Raw genomic sequence first — 18929 nt, forward strand, 5'->3', positions numbered from 1 at the left:
TTCCGATGGCTCCAAACACTGGAAAAATCTGTCGTGATTTCTGGCATTTTCGTCGCACCGTGCGTTTGACCGCGCGCGGTCGCGCTATATAGTCGCGTTGTTCTCAGGGCGGGGTGAAATTCCCCACCGGCGGTAGCGGCCGAAAGGCCGAAGCCCGCGAGCGCCTCAGGGTTTCGCCCTGGGGGTCAGCAGATCCGGTCAGAATCCGGAGCCGACGGTCACAGTCCGGATGGAAGAGAGCAAGCAGCAACGTGGGTCCCCGCGACGGGACCTCGCGCGCATGCATGTTCGCCCGACGGGATCATTGGAAACGCCAAACCCTGAAAGGCTTGAGACCATGACCATTCTTTCCCACCCCGCCGCCAAGATCGCGATCGTTCGTGCCCGCTGGCATGCCGATATCGTCGACCGCTGCGTCGATGCCTTCGTCACGCAATGGACGAAGCTTGGCGGCTCGGCAGCCGACGTCGAGATCTTCGACGTGCCCGGCGCGCTCGAGATCCCGCTGCATGCGCAGACGCTGGCCAAGACCGGCCGCTATGCCGCGATCCTCGGCACCGCCTTCGTCGTCGACGGCGGCATCTACCGCCACGATTTCGTCGCCGGCACCGTGCTCGACGGCATGATGCGCGTGCAACTTGACACCAGTGTGCCGGTGCTTTCCGCCGTACTGACGCCGCACAATTTCCAGGAAAGCGAACCGCTGATCGCCTTCTTCCGCGAGCACTTCGTTACCAAGGGTACGGAGGCGGCCAACGCCTGCGCCCAGATCCTCGACGCCCGCGCCAAGCTGGCGCTCGTCAACGCCTGATCGGCGAGATGCGGTTGAGGTAGGCTCGCCCCTCATCCGCCCGGTGAAGGCTTGCCCCTCATCCGCCCGGTGAAGGCTTGCCCCTCATCCGCCCGGTGAAGGCTTGCCCCTCATCCGCCCGGTGAGGGGAATGCCCCTCATCCGGCCTGCCGGCCACCTTCTCCCCGCGGGCGGCGAGAAGGACACAAGCGGCACCCTTGTCGCGCAAACTCTCTCCCCGGGCTACCGAGAACGGCCTTCCACTCGGGTCCATCACAAACTCCGAGGCAGTTCTCGTTCCCTCTCCCCGCCTACGGGGAGAAGGCTAGCGTGAGGGGGCGGCGGCAGGGGCGAACAGCGCCAAACGCTGCGCTTGAATCAACCTCTGAACCACCTGAATCGGCTCACCAGCTTGAGCCGGCAACGCACTGTTTCGACTCGCAAAATCAATGCGCGGCCTCGTTCTTGCGCAGGCTGCGATCCAGTGCCGCCACGCGGTGCCGGTGCCCCGCCACCTCGTAGCCGACGATGGTGACGACGGGCGCGAGCATCAGGATGATCAGGCACTTGGCCATGTCGAGCCCGGCCATGGCCGCGACCACTGACGCGGCCAGCACCACTGCCGTGCCCGCGAGCAGCCAGAGATGCAACCGCTCCACCTGCTGCATAAGATAGGCGTACATCGCATAGAGCAGCCCGATGTAGCACGCGACGGGCACCGCAACGGTCAGCACCGTTGCGACCGAGCCGATATGCGCCTTGTGCTCGATGTAATAGGCCGCCACATGCAGGCCGGCGCCAGTCGCGACAATCGAGGCGAAGATCGGCATGTGGCCGTAGCCCCAGACGAAGGAGCGTTTTTGACGGTGCCGGTGCAGGATCTCGGCGCTCGGCAGCAGAAAATAGATCCACCACATGCCGAAGGTGAGCCCCGTACCGGCGAGGCAGACGAGCGCGACATCGAGGTTCCAGCCCTGCCCTTCGACCACGGCGGAGATTGAGGCGACCGTGCCGACCACCCCTTCCCCAAGCGCGATGATCGCGAGCAGCCCGTAGCGCTCGGCGATGTGATGGGCATGCCAGGGCGTTCCGCCGTAGCGCATCTCGGCGACATAGGGGCCGACCATCTCGATCGCCGTCAGCCCCACGACCATGACGAAGGTCACCAGCAGCGAGAAATCGAAGAAGATCAGAACGACCCAGCCGAGCTGGGCGAGGCTGATTGCTTTGACATAGGCCATGCAGGCATCCCGTCGTGCCGGGTTCTGCTGGCTGGCGCGCAGCCATTGGAAGAGCATTGCCACCCGCATGACGACATAGCCGAGCACCATGATGCCGTTGTCGAGATGCTCACCCTTGTCGATCGATTCGAACATCGGCGGCAGGCCGATCGCAAGGATCAGCACGCCGAGCATCTGCACCATGGTGACGATGCGGAATACCCAGTCGTCCGTGTCGTAGGCGGAGGCAAACCAGCTGAAATTGATCCAGGCCCAGCAGATGGAGAAGGTCGCAAGCGCGAAGCCGAAGAGGCCGGAAAAGAAGTGCCCTTCGGCCAGGAAATGAGCAAGCTGCGAAGCCGCCAGGCTAAAGGCGATGACGAAGGTCAGGTCGAACAAGAGTTCGAGCGTCGTCGCCGTCCTGTGATGTTCATGCGTGTCGCGACCGCTCATGCGCGCCACATGGTGGTGCGCGCTTTGATGCGGCTCGGTCGGGGTGGTTTCACTCATGCGGCTACGCCCTTCAATTGACGATCCGCAAGAATATTCAAATATTTGCAGAAGCTTCGTCAAGGCGAAGCGGGAGACCGGACATGAAAACGCCCGGCATCGCTGCCGGGCGCGTCGTCACGATGCCTGAGGGAGGATCAACGGCATCGCGAGATAAGGTAGGCCTTGAACCGGGAACCGGATGCAGACGGCAAGCCGCCCGCCCCTTTCCTCAACCGGCTCTTGCGGCATCCAGGCGATTGATCGCCTCGACATTGCCGGCCGAAGAGCCGTTCGGGTCGAACTCGGACGCGAGCCAGGTGTCGACGATCGACTTTGCAAGCTCCGGACCGATGACGCGGGCGCCCATGGTGATGATCTGGGCGTTGTTCGACTTGGCGGCCCGCTCGGCCGAATAGGTGTCGTGCGTCAGCGCCGCGCGGATGCCCGGCACCTTGTTGGCCGAGATGCATACACCGATGCCGGTACCGCAGAACAGGATGCCGCGGTCATGCTTGCCCTCGACAACCTGCTGCGCCAGGTTCTGTGCGAGGTCCGCATAGAAGCCGGACTGGCTGAGATCCACGACTTCCACGTCGCTGCGGCCACCGAGATGGGCGGCAATGACATCCAGCAGGGGCTTGCCGGCGCTGTCGGCTCCGATTGCAATCTTCATGATTGTTCCTTTCCTTCTTCTTGAGCTGCAACGGCTGGGGGCTCAGATCGCCTTGGCGACACGCTGCAGAATGTCGAGATAGCCAGTGACGTCCCAGGCGGAGCGGCCGATGAAGAGGCCGTCGATATGCGCCTGGGTGATCAGTTCTTCGCAATTGCCGGGATTGACGCTGCCGCCGTAGAGCACCGGCACGCGACGGCCGAGGGCGGCTTCCGCCACCTCTGCGATGCGCTTGTGGCGCTCGTCGGCATAGTCAGCCGTCGCCGGAATGCCGTTGACGCCGATCGCCCAGACCGGCTCGTAGGCCAGCAGGATCGTCGCCTTCTTCGCCGCGCCTTCGAGAAGTGCCAGCGCGCCTTCGACCTGGCGCTTCAGCACCTGATCCGCCTCGCCCGCTTCGCGCTCGGAAAGCGTCTCGCCGATGCAGATCAGCGGCGCCAGACCATGGCGCACGGCGGCTGCCGTCTTCAGGCCGACGGTGCGGTCAGTCTCGCCGAAATGCTCGCGCCGCTCGCTGTGGCCGAGCTCGACCACATCGAGGTTGCAATCCGCAAGCATCAGCGGCGACACCTCGCCGGTCCAGGCGCCGGCATCGTCCCAATGCATGTTCTGCGCGCCGACCTTGACGCTGGTGCCGGAAAGTCGCGCCTTGACCTCACGCACCGCCGTGAACGGCGGAATGACAAAGCGCTGGATCCGCTCGTCCCGTGATGCGTCGGCAGCCGCCAGGCCGTCGGCAAAGACCATCGCCTCGGCAAGCGTCTTGTTCATCTTCCAGCTGGTGCCGACCCAAAGGCCTGACTTGCTCATGCTTTCTCCTTGAGATTGTCGATCCTGACCAGCCGGATGCCTGCCTCTTCGAGCGGTGCGGCATGTTCGGCCGAAACTTCAGCGCCGGTCAGCACCGCGTCGAAGGAATCGAGCCCGGTCAGGAAATGGAGCGCAGAGCGCCCGAATTTGTCGTGGTCCACTAAGAGGTATTTGCGCTTGGCCGCCTTCACCATCAGGCGCTTGGCCTGCACCACCTCCTGGTCCTGGTGGAAGGCCGTGGTGCCTTCGATGGCAGAACTGGAGAGAAAGGCGATATCGACGCGCAGCGACCGCAGCGCCTCGTCGGTGACGATGCCGAAGAAGCCGTTGAACTTCTTGCTGTACTGACCGCCAAGCGCGATGACGTTGATGCCCGCAGCACCCGAGAGGCTGGTGATCACGCCGAGATTGTTGGTGATGACCGTCAGCGGCCGGATGTCGCGGATGCAATCGGCGATCGCGCCGGTGGTCGAACTGTCGTCGATGAGGATGCTCTGCCCCGGCTCGATCAGGCTCGCCGCATGTTCGGCGATCCGTCGCTTTTCGGAGATGGCGATCTTTTCGCGGTAGCGGAAATCGCTTTCGAATTGCGGGCTCGACTGGATCGAGGCGCCGCCATGGACCTTGCGCAAGAGGCCCGCCTGCTCGAGGTCGTCGAGGTCGCGATGCACTGTCATCTTGCTGACGCCGAAGCGCAAGGAGAGGTCTTCGACGGAGGCCGTTCCGGCCTCCATCAGCACATCCATGATCGCCTGTCGCCTGTCTTCCGGCTTCATCGTCTCGGTCCCGATCACGCGCAGCCTCAACCACGCTCACCGTGAGAAGATAACACCTATTTGTGATATTTCAATTTGCACAACGTGATTTTGTGATCTTTCAGTGTGATTTTCCTGTGCGATTGAAGCCCGTATCGATATGCGGCTCCCAGAATTCGACCGACTCCCGGATCATCTCGACGACGTTGTGGTCCGTCGGCTCGCGTTCGCGGAAGGAAAGCTCCAGGCAGATCTCGTTGTCGGTGCCGCCACCGGCCTTGACTGCGCCGATCAGCTTATCCGGCGTGATGCGGCCGTCGCGGTTATAGGCGGCGGTGAACGGCCAATGACCGCCCTTGTTCATCGAGGATTGCTTGATGTGGATGATCGGCGAGCGCTCAGGGAACGCCGCCGCCCAGGCATAGGGATCGATGTCGTCGGGGTTGTCGGAGGTGACGTCGCCGTGGTCGATATCGACCATCATCTTCATCGGGATCGGCAAGTGGGCTTCGGCGAGCCGCCGGTCGAGCGCACGGCATTCCTCGATCGTGTGGCCGAACTCGCGCCCGACCGACATCGGCTCCCAGAAGACATAGGAGAGCCCCGCCGCCTTGCCGTGCTCGGCAACTTCGCGCCAGCAGTCGATGGCGATCCGCATCATCGCCTCGCGCCGCGACGGGTCGTCGTAATCGCGAAGCGTGAAGATCGCGAACTGCGTGCCCATGCCCGAGGCGCCAAGTTCGGCGGAGATATCGGCGAAGGTCTTGAACCAGTCGACATAGTAGCGCCTGACATCCGGGTCCGGATGGCCGAAATGATTGAGCCGACCATAGGGGCCGGTCATGCCGGAGGTGATCTTCACGCCGGTACGGTCGAGCGCCCGACGAAACTGCCTGACGGTCTTGGCGATCGTTGCCGCCGGCCAGCCGGGATTGACGAACTCGTGGGTGAGCTGAACGTAGCCGATGCGGATCTTCTCGGCGATCGTGTCGATCAGGTCGTCAGGCTCGGCGAAGCGGTTGACCAGCGGATTGGTGTTGAGCGACAGCGTGAAGGCCACGACCTTACTCCCGGCTACCAGAGAAATTTCGGAAGGATGAAATCGGGGTTGGCGCCGTGTTCGGCAAAGAGCTTGCGGCGCTCCGCGTCCGAGGCGCGCTCCAGGATCCCCGTCGTCACCAGTATCGAGTGAAGTCCCGCGCTCGCGGCACCGGCAATGTCATGCTCGATGCTGTCGCCGATCGCGCAGACACGCGTCGGATCCGGATGGCCGAGGAATTCCAGCGCGGCTGCATAGATGTCGGCAAAGGGCTTGCCGATCCAGCGCACACCGCCGCCAAGCTCTTCGTAGAGCTCGGCGATACGCCCGGCGCCGAAGGCGGTACCTTCCTTGGTCAGCATCACCTTGTCCGGATTGGTGCAGAGACAGGGCACGCCGCGTCTGGCGGCCGGCGCCAAAAGCGCCTCGTAGTGGGAAAGCGGATGGACATCGCCCTCGCTCGCGGCGAGCAGCACGAAATCGGCATCGGCACCATTGGCCGTGCGTTCGAGGTCTAACCCCGTCAGCGGCGAGAGGTCACCGTCGCGACTGATCAGCAGGCACTTGCGCCGCCCACCGGTGGCACCCTCGCCCTCCCGCCTGAGAATCTGCCAGGCGACCTCGCCCGAGGTCAGGAACCAATCCCAGCTCCCCGCGACGAAACCGAGATCGACGAGGCGACGGTCGTTTTCCGCCGAGCGCTTGCCGGAATTCGAGAGGATGATGATGCGCTTTCCCGCATCCCTCAGCTTGACCAGCGTTTCGGCCGCACCCGGATAGGGCCCGCGGCCATCGCGCAGCACGCCGAACTGATCGATCAGGAAGGCGTCGTAGCGATCGGCAATCTCGCCAAGTCCCGCGATCGCAGTCGTTTGAGCAAACGTCACAGCACACCAGCCTTTCTGGCACCGGCCAGCGCCAGCCGTGCCGTGCCGGCCGCCGCCTCCTCGGACAGGACGGGCAGGAACGGCACGCCGAGCTTGCGCGCCCGGATCGCGCTCCAGGCCGCGTTCTTGGCGCCGCCGCCGACACTGCGAAGCGATCGGAGCCCCGGTCCGCCAAGCGACGCCAGCCGCTGATAGGCGAGGCTCTCGACGCCGGCGATGCCCTCGAAGATTGCCTTGAGGAAGGTCGCGTCATCGGCCGGCCGCGGGCTCATGCGCGGGGCGAAATCCGGATCGGCGATTGGGAAGCGCTCGCCGGGCTTCACCAGCGGATAATAATCGAGCCCGGTGTCGACGGCCGGATCGATCCCGGCCGAAAGTGCAGCGATCCGCTCCGGCGAGAAATGCTCGGCCAGCACCACCCCGCCCGTATTGGACGCCCCGCCGGCGAGCCACATCTCGCCGATGCGGTGACTGTAGAGCCCGTATTCCGGCGCAAACAGCGGACGGTCGGACAGCATCTTCACTGTCAGCGTCGTGCCGAGCGCGCTGACGCCGTCGCCCGGTCGATCGGCGCCAGTGGCGAGAAACGAGGCGCATCCGTCCGTGGTGCCGGCAACGACCACCACCTCGCTTGAAAGCCCGAAGGCTTCGGCCGCTTCCGGCGAGATCGTCGCGATCGGCGCACCGGCCGGCAGCACATCCGGCAGCAGTTCGACGCGGGCGCCGGTCTTTTCCATCCAATCGGGCCAGGACCGCGACACGGGATCGTAGCCGGTCTTCAGCGCATTGTTCTCATCGGAGACATCGTAGAGCCCGGTGAAATGCCCGGACAGCCAATCGGCCTGATGGATCACCCGGAACACGTCCGGCACAGTCTGGAAAGCGAGAAGCTTGGCAAGGCCGGATGTGGCGCCATGGGCCGCACTTTCGCGCGGCGCATGGGCAGAGACCGCATCGAGCGGTGCGCGGTCGGCAACCGGGTCGTTGTACATCATAGGCGTTGCCAACGGCGCGCCCGCATGATCGACCGGCAGCATCGTGCCCGATGTACCGTCGATCGAAAGTGCAACGACCTTCTGCCTGTCGGTACCCCCAAGCGCTTCTTCGAGCGCCGCCTGCACGGCCTTCCACCAGCCGATCGGATCGCGGTGATCCGCAGAAAAAGCCGAGAGCTTCGCTGCACCCGATGCCACGACCGTGCCATCCGCCACCATCGCGACCGCACGGGCGCCCGAGGTGCCAAGGTCGATGCCGACGACCAGCTTGCGATTGTCACCGCTCATTGCAGCACCTGTCCGGCGCGGTTGAGCTGCTGGCGGTATTTCTCGGCGTCCCAGCCGAGAAGCTCGGCATTCTCCGCCTCGGTCAGGTAGCGAAGCCGTGCGTCCGCCGGAATGCGTGCCGTCACGTCGGCAAGGCACCGCGCCATGGCGAAGGCACCGGCAGAAATCTCCTTCTGCACGAGCACGCCCTTGCCCGGGAAGAGCAGCAAGGGTGGCAGGCTGTCGCCGGTCGCACGCCGCTTCGTCTCGATCGAAAGGGCGGTCTCGCCGGGCGCGGCGACCGCCACCCCCTTGCCGAGGAAGATGACGTGATCCGGATAAAGGCTGCCGCCGGCAGCAAGCCGGCAACTGTCGAGATCGGCGGCGACCGAATGCAGGGCAATGTCCTCCGGCAGCCGGTAATCGCTGTCGACCGCAAGCCGACCGAGCGACGCGAGATCGGCGGCCAGCGCCTGCCGACGCGTGCCGGTCAGGCGGCGGGTAATGTCGGTGAGCAGGATCGCCGCGTCGACCACGGTTTCAGCGGCGACGACCAGGCCGTGATTGCCGAGGATCAGAACCGACGTGTTGTCCTGCATCCGCTCAGTGATCGCTCTTGCAAGCGGCAGGCCCGGGCGGGCATAGGGCACGAAAACATGGGGGTAGCCGGCAAGCCGCTCAGCAGCGATCGCCGCACCGTTGGTCTGCACCGCCGTCGCGATCGTCTCGACGCAGTGCACATGCACCACCACCTTCTGCGGCATCAGCGCATGCACGGTGGTCTCGATCGAGGGGCGCAGGCCCGAAGGGTTACGCTCGGCGATCACGAAATCCTGCGCCTTCTCGGTTGCCGGGTCGTTCGCTTCCAACGCATTGAGCAAGGGCTCGAGCGCCACCGGCACCATGACGTCGCGCTGGCGCGCATGCGCCAGCCACAGGCCCGAGGCCTTGATCCAGAGCGTACCGCCCTCCTTGATCGAGGTATTGCCGCCCGCCCCCTGCACCAGCAGCGGATCCGCCCCGACGCGGGCCGAAAGATCGAGAAGCGCTTCGAATTCCAGACTTCGCATCCGTTCTCCTTCAGGCCGCGGCCTGCTGGCGGTCCAGCCAATGAGTAAAGGCCTGCCGCTCGGCCGGCGTCATGTGCAGGCCATGCTTGGTGCGCCGGTCGAGAATGTCGGCCGCCGTCAGCGCCCATTCGTTTTCGATGAGGAAACGCGCCTCGCGCTCGCGAAAGAGCGAACCGAAAGCCGGGCCGAGATCATCAAGCGATGTAGCGCCGGCAAGCAGCGCATGCGTGCGGGTGCCATAGAGCCGCGCATAGTGTTTGGCGAGATCCGATGGCAACCAGCGATAGCGCGCCTTCAACTCACCCAGGAACAGATCAAAATCGGCCGCCGCCATGTCGCCGCCCGGCAGATGCGCCTTCGCCGTCCAGGCCGGCCCCATCTTGGGGAAAAACGGCTTCAGCCGCTCCAGCGCATGTTCGGAAAGCTTGCGGAAAGTGGTGATCTTGCCACCGAAGACCGAGAGCAACGGCGCCTGGTTGTCAGTCGCATCGACCTCGAAAATATAGTCACGGGTGACGGCCGAGGGGTTTTCGGCATTGTCGTCATAGAGCGGTCGTACGCCGGAGAAGCTGTAGACGATATCGTCCGACGTCAGCTGCTGCTTGAAGTAGCGGTTCACCGATTTCAAGAGATAGGCGATCTCGTTGCCGTCGGCGGTCACGTCCTCCGGACGGCCTTCGTAGGGGATATCCGTCGTGCCGATCAGCGCCAGGTCGTTCTGGTAGGGATTGATGAAGATGACCCGCTTGTCCGGGTTCTGCACCAGATAGGCCTGCCGCCCCTCCCAGAATTTCGGCACGACGATGTGGCTGCCCTTGACGAGGCGCACGCTGCGGGTGGAGTTCAGGCCCCCGATCCGGCCGATGACGTCGTTGACCCACGGACCGGCGGTGTTGACGACACAGCGCGCCCTCGCCTCGGTCTTGGCGCCGGTGCGCGTGTCGGTCATCTCGATAAACCAGAGCCCGTCCCGCCTTCGGATCGCGCTGCAGGCGGTCCGGGTCAACACCCGGGCGCCACGAGCAGTGGCATCGAGCGCGTTGAGCACCACGAGGCGCGCGTCATCGACCCAACAGTCGGAATATTCGAACGCTTTGCGATAATCGCGCTTGATCGGCGCGCCCTCGGGCGCCGTCGCAAGGTTGAGGCTGCGGGTGCCCGGCAGGCGTTTGCGCCCGCCGAGATGGTCGTAGAGGAACAGCCCGAGCCGGACGAGCCAGGCCGGGCGGTCCTGAGGGTTATGCGGCAGCACGAAGCGCATCGGCCAGATGATATGCGGCGCGGACTCCAAAAGCACCTCGCGCTCGATCAGCGCCTCGCGCACCAGCCGGAACTCGTAATATTCGAGATAACGCAGGCCGCCATGCACCAGCTTGCCGGAGCGCGAGCTGGTGCCCTGCGCCAGGTCGTCCTTTTCGCACAACAGCACCGAGAGCCCGCGCCCGGCCGCATCGCGCGCGATGCCCGCACCATTGACGCCGCCGCCGACGACGAACAGATCGTATATTCCGGTCTCGGAACTCACCATCGTTGCTCCTGTCATCAGCACGGATTGACCGGCGGCAGACCGGCGATGTAGCGGCGGACTTCCTCGGCCGCCATTTCGGCGGCGAAGGTGACGGTGCGTACCGAGGCGCCGGCAATATGCGGCGTCAGCGTCACATTCGCCAGTTGCAGCAGCGGCCAGTCTTTCGGCACCGGCTCGATCGCGAAGGTTTCGAGCATCGCCGCCGACAGATGGCCGCTCACCAAGTTCTCATAAAGGGCGTCGTAGTCGCAGAGCGGACCGCGCGCCGTGTTCACGAAGATCGCGCCCGGCTTCATCCTGGCGAAGGTCTCGGCGTTCATCATGTTGCGCGTCTCCTCCGTGACGCGCGGATGCAGGGTCACGACATCGGAACGGGAGAGAAGCGTGTCGAGCGACACCTGCTCGACGCCGGCGTTCAGATCATCGGCCGAGAGCTGCACATAGGGATCGTGCACCAGCACCTTGGTGCCGAAGGCGCGCAAAAGGCGCACCACCTTGGTGCCGATATTGCCGTAGCCGATGACGCCGACGGTCATTTCGCAGAGCTCGCGACCGGTGCGATCGGCGCGGTAGAGATCGCCCCGCCACTCGCCCTTGCGCAAGGCTTCGTGGCCGGTGCGGATCAGCCGCGTTTCGGCGAGAATGGCACCAAGCGTGAACTCGGCAACGGCGTTGGCATTGCGGCCGGGCGTGTTGACGACGCGAACGCCGGCATCGCGTGCGGCCCCCATGTCGATGTTGACAGGACCGCCACGCGAGACGGCAACGAGCCTCAAGCCGGGCAGTGCCTGAAGCATTCCGCGCGACAGCGGCGCCAGTTGCGTCACCAGGATCTCGGCGTCACCGATGAAGTCGATAATGTCCTCCGGCTTGCCGAGATATTCCTTGAGCCCGTCCATGCCCTCGACGGCATAGCCGTGCTCCATCGGCACATCCGGCCAGGGCAGTTCGAGCGTGCGGATGTCATGGCCGTTGCCGGTCGCCTCGACGATCTTGTCGCGAAACACGTCCGGCAGCATGAACCGGTCGCCGATAATGGCTATCTTCTTCATTTCGATGTTTCCTGTTGATTTCCCGCGGTCGCACCTTGGGAGAGTGCGTGCCAGACGGGCCTGAGCGCTGTGCGTGACTGCTGGTAGGTGGGAAAGAGTTCGTTGTAGCGGCAGGCAAGCGCCGGATCGGCGGCCTCCGCGGGGCGCTGATAGGGCGTCACCCAATCGCCGAGGCAATCGGCCATCGAGGGATAGATGCCGAGCGAGACGGCGGCGATCATCGCGGCACCGGCAGCACCGGCCTCCTCCCGCTCGCTCGTCTGGACGCTGGCGCCGAGGGCCGCACCGAGGATGCGGCGGAGCGAGGCGCTGCGGGCAGCTCCCCCCGTCAGCCGGATGCGGCCTGGAAGCGGCCCCATCTCGGCGTAGCAATCGCGCGCCGCCATGGCGAGCCCGTCGAACACCGCCTTCACCATGTCGGGAAAGCCGTGGGTGATCGACAGCCCGACGAAGGACGCCCGCGCCGTCGCGTCGACGAAGGGGCCACGCTCGCCGGCTTCCGAGATATAGGGCTGGAAGATCAATGGCGTGTCCTTGGCATCGGCTAGCCAGCCGTCGACAAAAGCGAGCAACTCGCTCTTGGATTTCTCGACCCCCATGCCCTTCAAGAGGCCGGATGCCAGCGAGAGGATCCAGTCGATATTGAGCGTCGCGGCCATGTTCGACTGCATCTGCGCATAGGCGCCGGGGATCGGCATGCACATGGTGTAGCCGGTCAAGTCCCGGTTCAGCCGCACATCGTCGGCGCCATTGGCGAGCCGCATGTGCATGCCGGTCGAGCCGATGATCGAGCAGCCGGTATCAGTGCCCGGATCGTAGAGCCCGGCGCCAAGGGCTGTGCAGACGACATCGACGTAGCCGAGCACGATGGGCGTGCCCTCGGTGAGCCCGGTGATCCCGGCCGCTTCCGCCGACAGCGGATGATGGGTCGCCGCTCCGTCGACGATCTCGGGCAGCACATGCTTCAGCTTTTCAAGGCCGAGAAAGCGGATGACATCGTCGCTGTAGCTGCGGCTGCGGAAATTGCCGAAACTGAAATTCGCCTCGGAGGGATCGGTGGCGCGTTTGCCCGTCAGCTTGAAATAGAGCCAGTCCTTGCAATGAAAGGTGGTGGCGACGCCTGAGAGCATCTCGGGCGCATGGTCGCGCATCCAGCGAAGCTGCGGCCCCTGCTGGCAGGCGGCAAGGCCCGAGCCGGTGCTTTCGAAGCGGGCGATATCGCCGCTGTCGGCGCGAAGCCGCTCGACGGTCTCGCCGGCGCGCGCGTCGAGCCACAGCCAGCCCTTGCCGACCGGCACGCCGGCCTTGTCGATCATCCATGTGCCGTCGCCCTGACCGGTCACGGCGATCGCGGCGACACGGCCGGCGAGGTTCTCGATCTTGTCGGAGAGCTGCTTCAGCGTCGTTGCCGCGTCGGCCCAGGTGCGGTCGAGATCCTGCACGCTGCCGGCGCGGCCTACGGCCTCATAGGCGTTCGGTAGTGCCGCCGTGGCGATCTGCCGGCCGGTGAGATCGAAGGCCACCGACTTGATGACCGACGTCCCCGCATCGATGCCGATGAGGATGTCCCGCATCAGGCGAGCTCCTGTCCGTGACTGATCGCCCGTCCGCTCTCGCCATCGAACACATGCAGGCTCGACGGATCGAGATGAATGCCGATCGGCTGGCCGACATCGAGCTCCGTGCGATCGTGCTCGACCAGCACCATGGTGCCGCCGGCAAAGTCCGCGGCGATATGGGTCTGGTCGCCGAGCCACTGGTTGACGGCGACGCGGCCCGTCACACCATCAGCGCTGCGGCGCACCGAATAGGGCCGGATTCCGAGCACCACCTTCTGCCGCTTGACGAGTTCGTCGCGCACCGCATGCGAGAAATCCGACGCCGCATATTCGAGCCGCACGCCGTCCTTGAGCCCAAAGGCCATCTTGCTGTCCGAGCCGGTGACGCTGGCCTCAAAGACGTTCATCGGCGGCTCGCCGACGAAGGTGCCGGTGAACAGATTGGCCGGCCGCTCCTTGATCTTCTGCGGCGTATCGAACTGTTGCAGCACGCCGCCCTCCATGACCGCGATGCGGTCGGCAAGCGCGTTCGCTTCGGTTTGGTCGTGGGTCACGAGGATCGCCGTCAGCCCGCGCTCCTTGATGAAGTGCTTGATGCGGCCGCGAAGCAGCGCCCGAAGCTGCGGCTCGAGCTGTCCCATCGGCTCGTCGAGCAGGTGCAGGTTGGCGTCGCGGATCAGCGCCCGCCCGAGCGAGGCGCGCTGCTGCTGGCCGCCGGAGATCGAGCTCGGATAGCGCCCGAGAATGTCCTCGATTTCGAGCAGTTTGGCGATACTGGCCACCTTCTCGTCGACGACGCCCTGCGAGAGCTTCGAGGCCTTCAGCGCAAAGGCGATGTTCTCGCGCACCGTCAGCGGCGGATAGAGTGAATAGCCCTCGAATGCCATGGCGACGTTGCGGCGCACCGGCGGCAGCGTCTGGACCTCTTTGCCTGCAAGCGAGATCGTTCCGCGCGAGACCGCCTCGAAGCCGGCGATCATGCGCAAGGTCGAAGTCTTGCCGCATCCGGAGGAGCCGAGCAAAGCGATGATCTCGCCCTTTCGCACATCCATGTTCAGCTTCTTCACGGCATGCACGCCGAAGTCGACGGGGCCGTAGAACTTGTCGACGTCCTTGATCAAAAGAGCGGTGTCGGTCATGCCGCTTCTCCATTGCGCTTGGCTGCAAGGTCGGCGCGCGGCAAAAGAGCGCCGCTCGTCTTGTCGAAGAGAAAGGCCTGCGCGCCATTGACGGCAATATGGGCAGGTCCGGCGGTCGGACCAGGCGTGCCGGCCGGACGCGACACCAGGATTTCGCGGCCGCGTGCCGTCAGCGCCAGCGTCACGGTCTTTTCGTTGAGCGGCGTTTCCGCCTCGACCGTCACGGGAATGGCGCCAGGTGCTGCCGCATCGACGAAACTGATCGCCTCCGGCCTGAGCCCGATAACGCACGGACTGCCGACGACATCGGCGCCATAGTCGCCGAGCCGCACCCGGACATTCGAGAGCTCGACGAAGACGTCTCCGCCGCTGCGCTGCGGCGTGACATCGAGCAGGTTGATCGTCGGATCGCCGAAGAGCCGTGCGATCTCGATATCGGCGGGCGCGTTGTAGATCTCTTGCGGCGTGCCGATCTGGCGGATGCGGCCTGAGGCCATGACCGCGATCCGGTCGCCGAGCGCCATCGCCTCCTTGTAGTCCTGGGTGACGTAGACGACGGTGGCGCCTTGCGCTGCGAGCAGTCGCGGCAGTTCCAGCCGCATCTCGAAGCGGAGCTTCGCGTCGACGTTGCGCAAGGGATCATCGAGGAGAAGCAGCGGCGGCGAGCCGACAAGCGCACGGGCAAGTGCCGTGCGCTGCTTCTGACCGTTCGACAGTGCCTTCGGGTGATGCGTCAGCACATGGTCGATCTTTAAGAGCTTGGCGACCTTCTGCACGCCTGCCGCTATTTTCTCCTTCGACGATCGCGTCGCCGTCAGCGGGCTTGCAATGTTGTCGAAGGCACTCATGTGCGGGAAGAGCGCGAAGTTCTGGAAGGCCATGCCGACGCCGCGATGTTCGGCATCGACATCGGTCATGTCCTCGCCGCCGATCAGCACCCTGCCCTCGTCCGGCTCGATAACGCCGGCAACCAGCCGGAGTAGCACGGTCTTGCCGGCGCCGGAGGGGCCGAAGAGCACCAGCCGTTCACCGTCGGCGACATCAAGCGTGAGATCGTCGAGAACCGTCTGGCTCTTGTAGCGCTTGACGATATTCTTCAGTTGCAGCGTGGTCATGAGTTACCCTTTCACCGCGCCGAGCGACAGGCCTTCGACGAGGTAGCGCTGGGCGTAGAGTGCAAGTGCGAGCGTCGGCGTCACCGAAAGCACGATGGCCGCGGCGATCTGTCCGTATTGGATGCCCGAGGAGGTGACGAAGGCAAGCGCGCCGACCGTCACCGGCTGCTTGTCGGCAGATGCCAGCACCAGCGCGAAGACGAAGTTGTTCCAGGCGAAGATGAAGGCGAGCAGGCCGGCAGCGGCAATGCCCGGTCCGGCAAGCGGCAGCGCAATCTTGCGGAACGTCGCAAACCAGGAGTGCCCGGCGATGCGATAGGCATATTCGACGTCGGCCGAAATGTCCTCGAAGTAGCCGCGCACGATCCAGAGAATCAGCGGCAGGCAGATCAGCTGGTAGACCCAGATCAGGCCGAAGTAAGTGTTGGAGAGCCCGAGCCACTGGAAGTACTGCGTCAGCGGCAGGAGCACCAGCAGCGGCGGCGCGAAGCGGAAGGACAGCAGCGTGAACGCGATGTCTTCCGATCCTTTGAACTTGTGGCGGGCAAACGCATAGGCCGCTGGCACGCCGAGCACCAGCGCCACGGCGACGGAGGCGACCGACAGGAAGATCGAGTTGCCGAGATTGCGCATGAAGGCGATGTCGAGCGTTCCGGCCGCCGTCTGCAGCTTGCCGGTGATCAGCGCCGCATAGTTGGAAAGCGTCGGCGAAAACACGACCGATGGCGGGATCGCGAGGATCGTCTCGTTCGTCTGGAACGACATCAGGAAGATCCAGAAGATCGGGAACATGAAGAAGACGACGACGAGCGTGAGGGCGAGACCGCGCAAGGTCCGTTCGAGCGGAGACATGGTTTCCATTGGTCCCTCCTTTACGCTTCGCCGCGTGCGCGTTCGCGCAGCCGCAGCCAGTTCTTGATGAAGACGTTGGACAGCGTGTAGGTGATCGCCCACAGGATGATCAGAAGTGCCGCCGACCGGCCGACATTGGTCGACTGGAAGAAGTTGAGATAGGCCTCGACCTGGAAGACGGTGAGCGTGTTGCCGGGCCCGCCCTGGGTCATCGCGTAGATGATGTCGAACTGCTGGATACTGTCGAGCAACCGGAACAGCGTTGCCGTCAGGATGTAGGGTGTGAGCATCGGAAGCGTGATGCGGAAGAAGACGAAGCTGCGCGGCACGCCATCAAGGGCCGCCGCCTCGAAGGGCTGCGTCGGCAGCGAGCGCAAGCCCGCAAGCAGCAGGATCATGATGAAGGGCGTATAGACCCAGATGTCGACGAGCACGACGGTGAGCAGCGCTGTGTCCGGCGAGGACGCCCAGCGGAAATCATGCAGTCCGATCAGGCTTGCGAGATAGCTGAGGATACCGAAGCTCGGATTGGTCATCAGCTTCCACATCAAGGCGGCCAGCGCCGGCGCGATCATCAGCGGCAAAAGCAGCATGATCGAGATGAAGTTGTTGACCGCGGAGCGCCGCTGCAGCAGCAGCGCGATGCCGAGACCGAGCAGCAGTTCCAGCGTCACGGTGAGGCCGGCATAGAGCAGCGACACTTTCAGCGTGTTCCAGAAGGCCGGGTCGGTGAAGAAGTTGAGGTAGTTTTCGCCCCAGTTGAACTGGCGCGCCCAGGGCTGGCTCAGCCGGTAGCGCTGGAAGGAGTAGATGACCGCCGTGAAGAACGGGATGAGGATGCCGATGCAGACGAGCAGCGCCGGCAGGCTCAGCACATAGGGAAGCATCTTCCTGCTGATCCTGAAACCGGAGGCTGGTCTCTTGAGGGTTTCTGTTGAAGCCATGTCGAGCTCCGTTCCTGACGTCTTTGAAGAGCACGCGGCACGCGGCAGCCTTCAGGCGCCGCGCCAGTTCCTCGGCATCTCAGGTTGATTTCGGCGCGACCTCAAACCGATCGCAACAGGCCGGTCGAGCCGGCATCTCGGGATCCCCGGCGCGTGCTGGCGCCGGGGATCGCTTGGGAGGCCTATCAGCCGAGACCCGCCTCTTGGAGCTGGCGGTTGATGCTTTCCACGAGCTGGTCGAGACCCTCATCGACCGGCACCTGCTTGGCGACCATCTTCTGCAGCGTCGACGCCCATTCGGTGGTCACGTCGAAGAACAGCGGCTGCGGCGTGAACTTGATGGAGGCGCCGGCGGCCGAGGCGTCGAACATTTCGACGTAACCCGGATACTTGCCGTTGAGCTTCTCGCGGAAGATCTCGTCCTTCCAGATCGACTGGCGAACCGGATCGACGAAGTCCATCTTGGTGGCGCCGAACAGCGCATGCTCCGGACCGGAAGCCCATTGCAGGAAGTACCAGGTGGCGTCCTTGTCCTTGGAGAAGTTGGACATGGCGAGCGACCAGATCCAGATGTTCGGCGTCGAGGCAGTGGCTTCCGGGTTGGCGGCGAAGGCGGCATAGCCGAGCTTGCCGGCCATCTTGTTGTCGCCACCGTTCATGAAGTAGCCGAGGCAATCGGCGTCGAAGATCATCGCCGAAGCGCCGGCGCCAAGGTCGGTGCCGACCTGATACCAGGTGTAGGTCGACCAGTCCTTCGGCCCGCTTTCCTGGATCATCTGCACGAACTTGGCGTGGTAGGCCTTGGATTCCGCCGTGCCCATCGCCGCTGACAGCTTGCCGTCGGCCGAGACGTTCAGGTCCTTCTGGTTGAAGTTGGCATAACCCGACAGGAAGCCCGGATGGATCGTCGCCCAGGAGCGCGAACCGCGAACGCCGATGCCGTAGATGCCACCGATGTCCTTCTGCAGCTTGGCCGCAACCGTGATCATGTCGTCGAGGTTCTTCGGCAGCTCGACGCCGGCCTTGTCGAACATCTCGCGGTTATAGGTGATGTTGTTCTGCTCGAACGCCCACGGAATGCACCACTGCTTGGCGTCTTCCGAGCCGAGCGCCCCGCCCGGCTGGCCGTTCCAGGCGCAGGAATTCTTCACGCCTGCGAGGAAATCGTCCCAGTTGTAGTTGGGGTTGGTCTTGGCCGGATCCTTGATCCATTCGTTGAGGTCGGCGATCCAGCCGGCCGGTCCATAGGTCCAGGTCATGTAGGCGCCGGTCATGAAGGCATCGTATTCTGCCGAGCCCGAAGACAACGCCGCCGTCACCTTGTCGAAATAGACGTCTTCCGGAAACACGTCATAGGTAACGTCGATGCCGGTCAGGTCCTTGAAGGCCTGCAGGTTGGCAATCATCGCATCGGCGTAAGGGTGCTTGTTCAAAAGCAGCTTCAGCTTCTTGCCCGAATGCGCCTTCCAGTCGAAATCGGCGGCGAGCGCCTGCGTCGACATCATGTTGAACAACGTGCCGGCCGTGCCGGCTGCCAGGCCTGCAGCCCCCAATCCCTTGAGCATGCCGCGGCGGTCCACCTCCCCACGCAGGAATGCGCTGATGAGGTCCTTCTCCTTCTCGTACATTCGTCTTCTCCTCCGTTGCGGGTATGATTGCGACTGCCGGCTACCCCACCGGTATTCCTCCCGTTAAGGCCCGGATGGCAGATCCTCCCCGCCCTCCGCATGGCCTCGAATGTG

17 protein-coding genes and 1 riboswitch are annotated in these 18929 nt (G+C 64.3%); of the genes, 1 reads left to right on the plus strand and 16 read right to left on the minus strand.

Annotation, left to right across the window (positions count from 1 at the left end):
* Positions 1–95 precede the first annotated feature (95 nt).
* Positions 96–245, plus strand: a riboswitch (FMN riboswitch).
* 92 nt (positions 246–337) lie between these two features.
* A complete protein-coding gene (locus tag AC3WVQ_RS11695; protein WP_090294331.1) occupies positions 338–811 on the plus strand; it encodes a 6,7-dimethyl-8-ribityllumazine synthase in 474 nt (157 codons plus the stop codon).
* A gap of 425 nt (positions 812–1236) precedes the next feature.
* On the opposite strand, the gene AC3WVQ_RS11700 is transcribed toward AC3WVQ_RS11695, so the two are convergent.
* The 16 genes from AC3WVQ_RS11700 to AC3WVQ_RS11775 form a co-directional block, all read right to left on the minus strand.
* Entirely contained in the window at positions 1237–2520 is a 1284-nt protein-coding gene (locus tag AC3WVQ_RS11700; RefSeq protein WP_181432578.1) for a low temperature requirement protein A, read from the minus strand.
* Positions 2521–2731: 211 nt separating this feature from the next.
* Positions 2732–3175: a D-erythrulose-4-phosphate isomerase gene (gene derI, locus AC3WVQ_RS11705; RefSeq protein WP_034792218.1), complete on the minus strand. Its 444-nt coding sequence runs from the start codon at positions 3173–3175 to the stop codon at positions 2732–2734.
* A gap of 42 nt (positions 3176–3217) precedes the next feature.
* A complete protein-coding gene (locus AC3WVQ_RS11710; RefSeq protein WP_060582649.1) occupies positions 3218–3985 on the minus strand; it encodes a triose-phosphate isomerase in 768 nt (255 codons plus the stop codon).
* On the minus strand, positions 3982–4761 hold the full coding sequence (locus AC3WVQ_RS11715; RefSeq protein ID WP_034792214.1) for a DeoR/GlpR family DNA-binding transcription regulator: 780 nt from the start codon (positions 4759–4761) through the stop codon (positions 3982–3984). Before AC3WVQ_RS11715 ends, AC3WVQ_RS11710 begins: the two co-directional genes overlap by 4 nt.
* A gap of 100 nt (positions 4762–4861) precedes the next feature.
* A complete protein-coding gene (locus tag AC3WVQ_RS11720; protein WP_060582648.1) occupies positions 4862–5800 on the minus strand; it encodes a sugar phosphate isomerase/epimerase family protein in 939 nt (312 codons plus the stop codon).
* Between the two features lie 14 nt (positions 5801–5814).
* Positions 5815–6666: a TIGR01459 family HAD-type hydrolase gene (locus AC3WVQ_RS11725; RefSeq protein ID WP_210336539.1), complete on the minus strand. Its 852-nt coding sequence runs from the start codon at positions 6664–6666 to the stop codon at positions 5815–5817.
* Positions 6663–7949, minus strand: coding sequence for an FGGY-family carbohydrate kinase (locus AC3WVQ_RS11730; RefSeq protein ID WP_090294333.1), 1287 nt, complete (start codon positions 7947–7949; stop codon positions 6663–6665). Before AC3WVQ_RS11730 ends, AC3WVQ_RS11725 begins: the two co-directional genes overlap by 4 nt.
* Positions 7946–8998 carry a class II aldolase/adducin family protein gene (locus AC3WVQ_RS11735; RefSeq protein WP_089043420.1) on the minus strand — a complete coding sequence of 351 codons (1053 nt, stop codon included), beginning with the start codon at positions 8996–8998 and terminating at the stop codon, positions 7946–7948. Before AC3WVQ_RS11735 ends, AC3WVQ_RS11730 begins: the two co-directional genes overlap by 4 nt.
* A gap of 10 nt (positions 8999–9008) precedes the next feature.
* Complete coding sequence (locus AC3WVQ_RS11740) at positions 9009–10526, minus strand: glycerol-3-phosphate dehydrogenase (RefSeq protein ID WP_089043419.1); 1518 nt, start codon at positions 10524–10526, stop codon at positions 9009–9011.
* Positions 10527–10540: 14 nt separating this feature from the next.
* A complete protein-coding gene (locus AC3WVQ_RS11745; protein WP_060582644.1) occupies positions 10541–11578 on the minus strand; it encodes a 2-hydroxyacid dehydrogenase in 1038 nt (345 codons plus the stop codon).
* Positions 11575–13152 (minus strand): FGGY-family carbohydrate kinase, encoded by a 1578-nt coding sequence (locus AC3WVQ_RS11750; protein ID WP_110818688.1) that lies wholly within the window; start codon positions 13150–13152, stop codon positions 11575–11577. The genes AC3WVQ_RS11745 and AC3WVQ_RS11750 overlap by 4 nt, the downstream gene beginning before the upstream one ends.
* A complete protein-coding gene (locus AC3WVQ_RS11755; RefSeq protein WP_060515892.1) occupies positions 13152–14276 on the minus strand; it encodes an ABC transporter ATP-binding protein in 1125 nt (374 codons plus the stop codon). Before AC3WVQ_RS11755 ends, AC3WVQ_RS11750 begins: the two co-directional genes overlap by 1 nt.
* On the minus strand, positions 14273–15391 hold the full coding sequence (locus AC3WVQ_RS11760) for an ABC transporter ATP-binding protein (protein ID WP_060582638.1): 1119 nt from the start codon (positions 15389–15391) through the stop codon (positions 14273–14275). Before AC3WVQ_RS11760 ends, AC3WVQ_RS11755 begins: the two co-directional genes overlap by 4 nt.
* Positions 15392–15394: 3 nt before the next feature.
* On the minus strand, positions 15395–16252 hold the full coding sequence (locus tag AC3WVQ_RS11765) for a carbohydrate ABC transporter permease (protein ID WP_034792198.1): 858 nt from the start codon (positions 16250–16252) through the stop codon (positions 15395–15397).
* A gap of 11 nt (positions 16253–16263) precedes the next feature.
* On the minus strand, positions 16264–17187 hold the full coding sequence (locus AC3WVQ_RS11770) for a carbohydrate ABC transporter permease (protein ID WP_034792195.1): 924 nt from the start codon (positions 17185–17187) through the stop codon (positions 16264–16266).
* Positions 17188–17372: 185 nt separating this feature from the next.
* A complete protein-coding gene (locus AC3WVQ_RS11775) occupies positions 17373–18815 on the minus strand; it encodes an extracellular solute-binding protein (RefSeq protein ID WP_034792193.1) in 1443 nt (480 codons plus the stop codon).
* Positions 18816–18929: the final 114 nt, after the last annotated feature.

It is taken from the genome of Ensifer sp. EB106-05-01-XG146 (assembly GCF_058791875.1).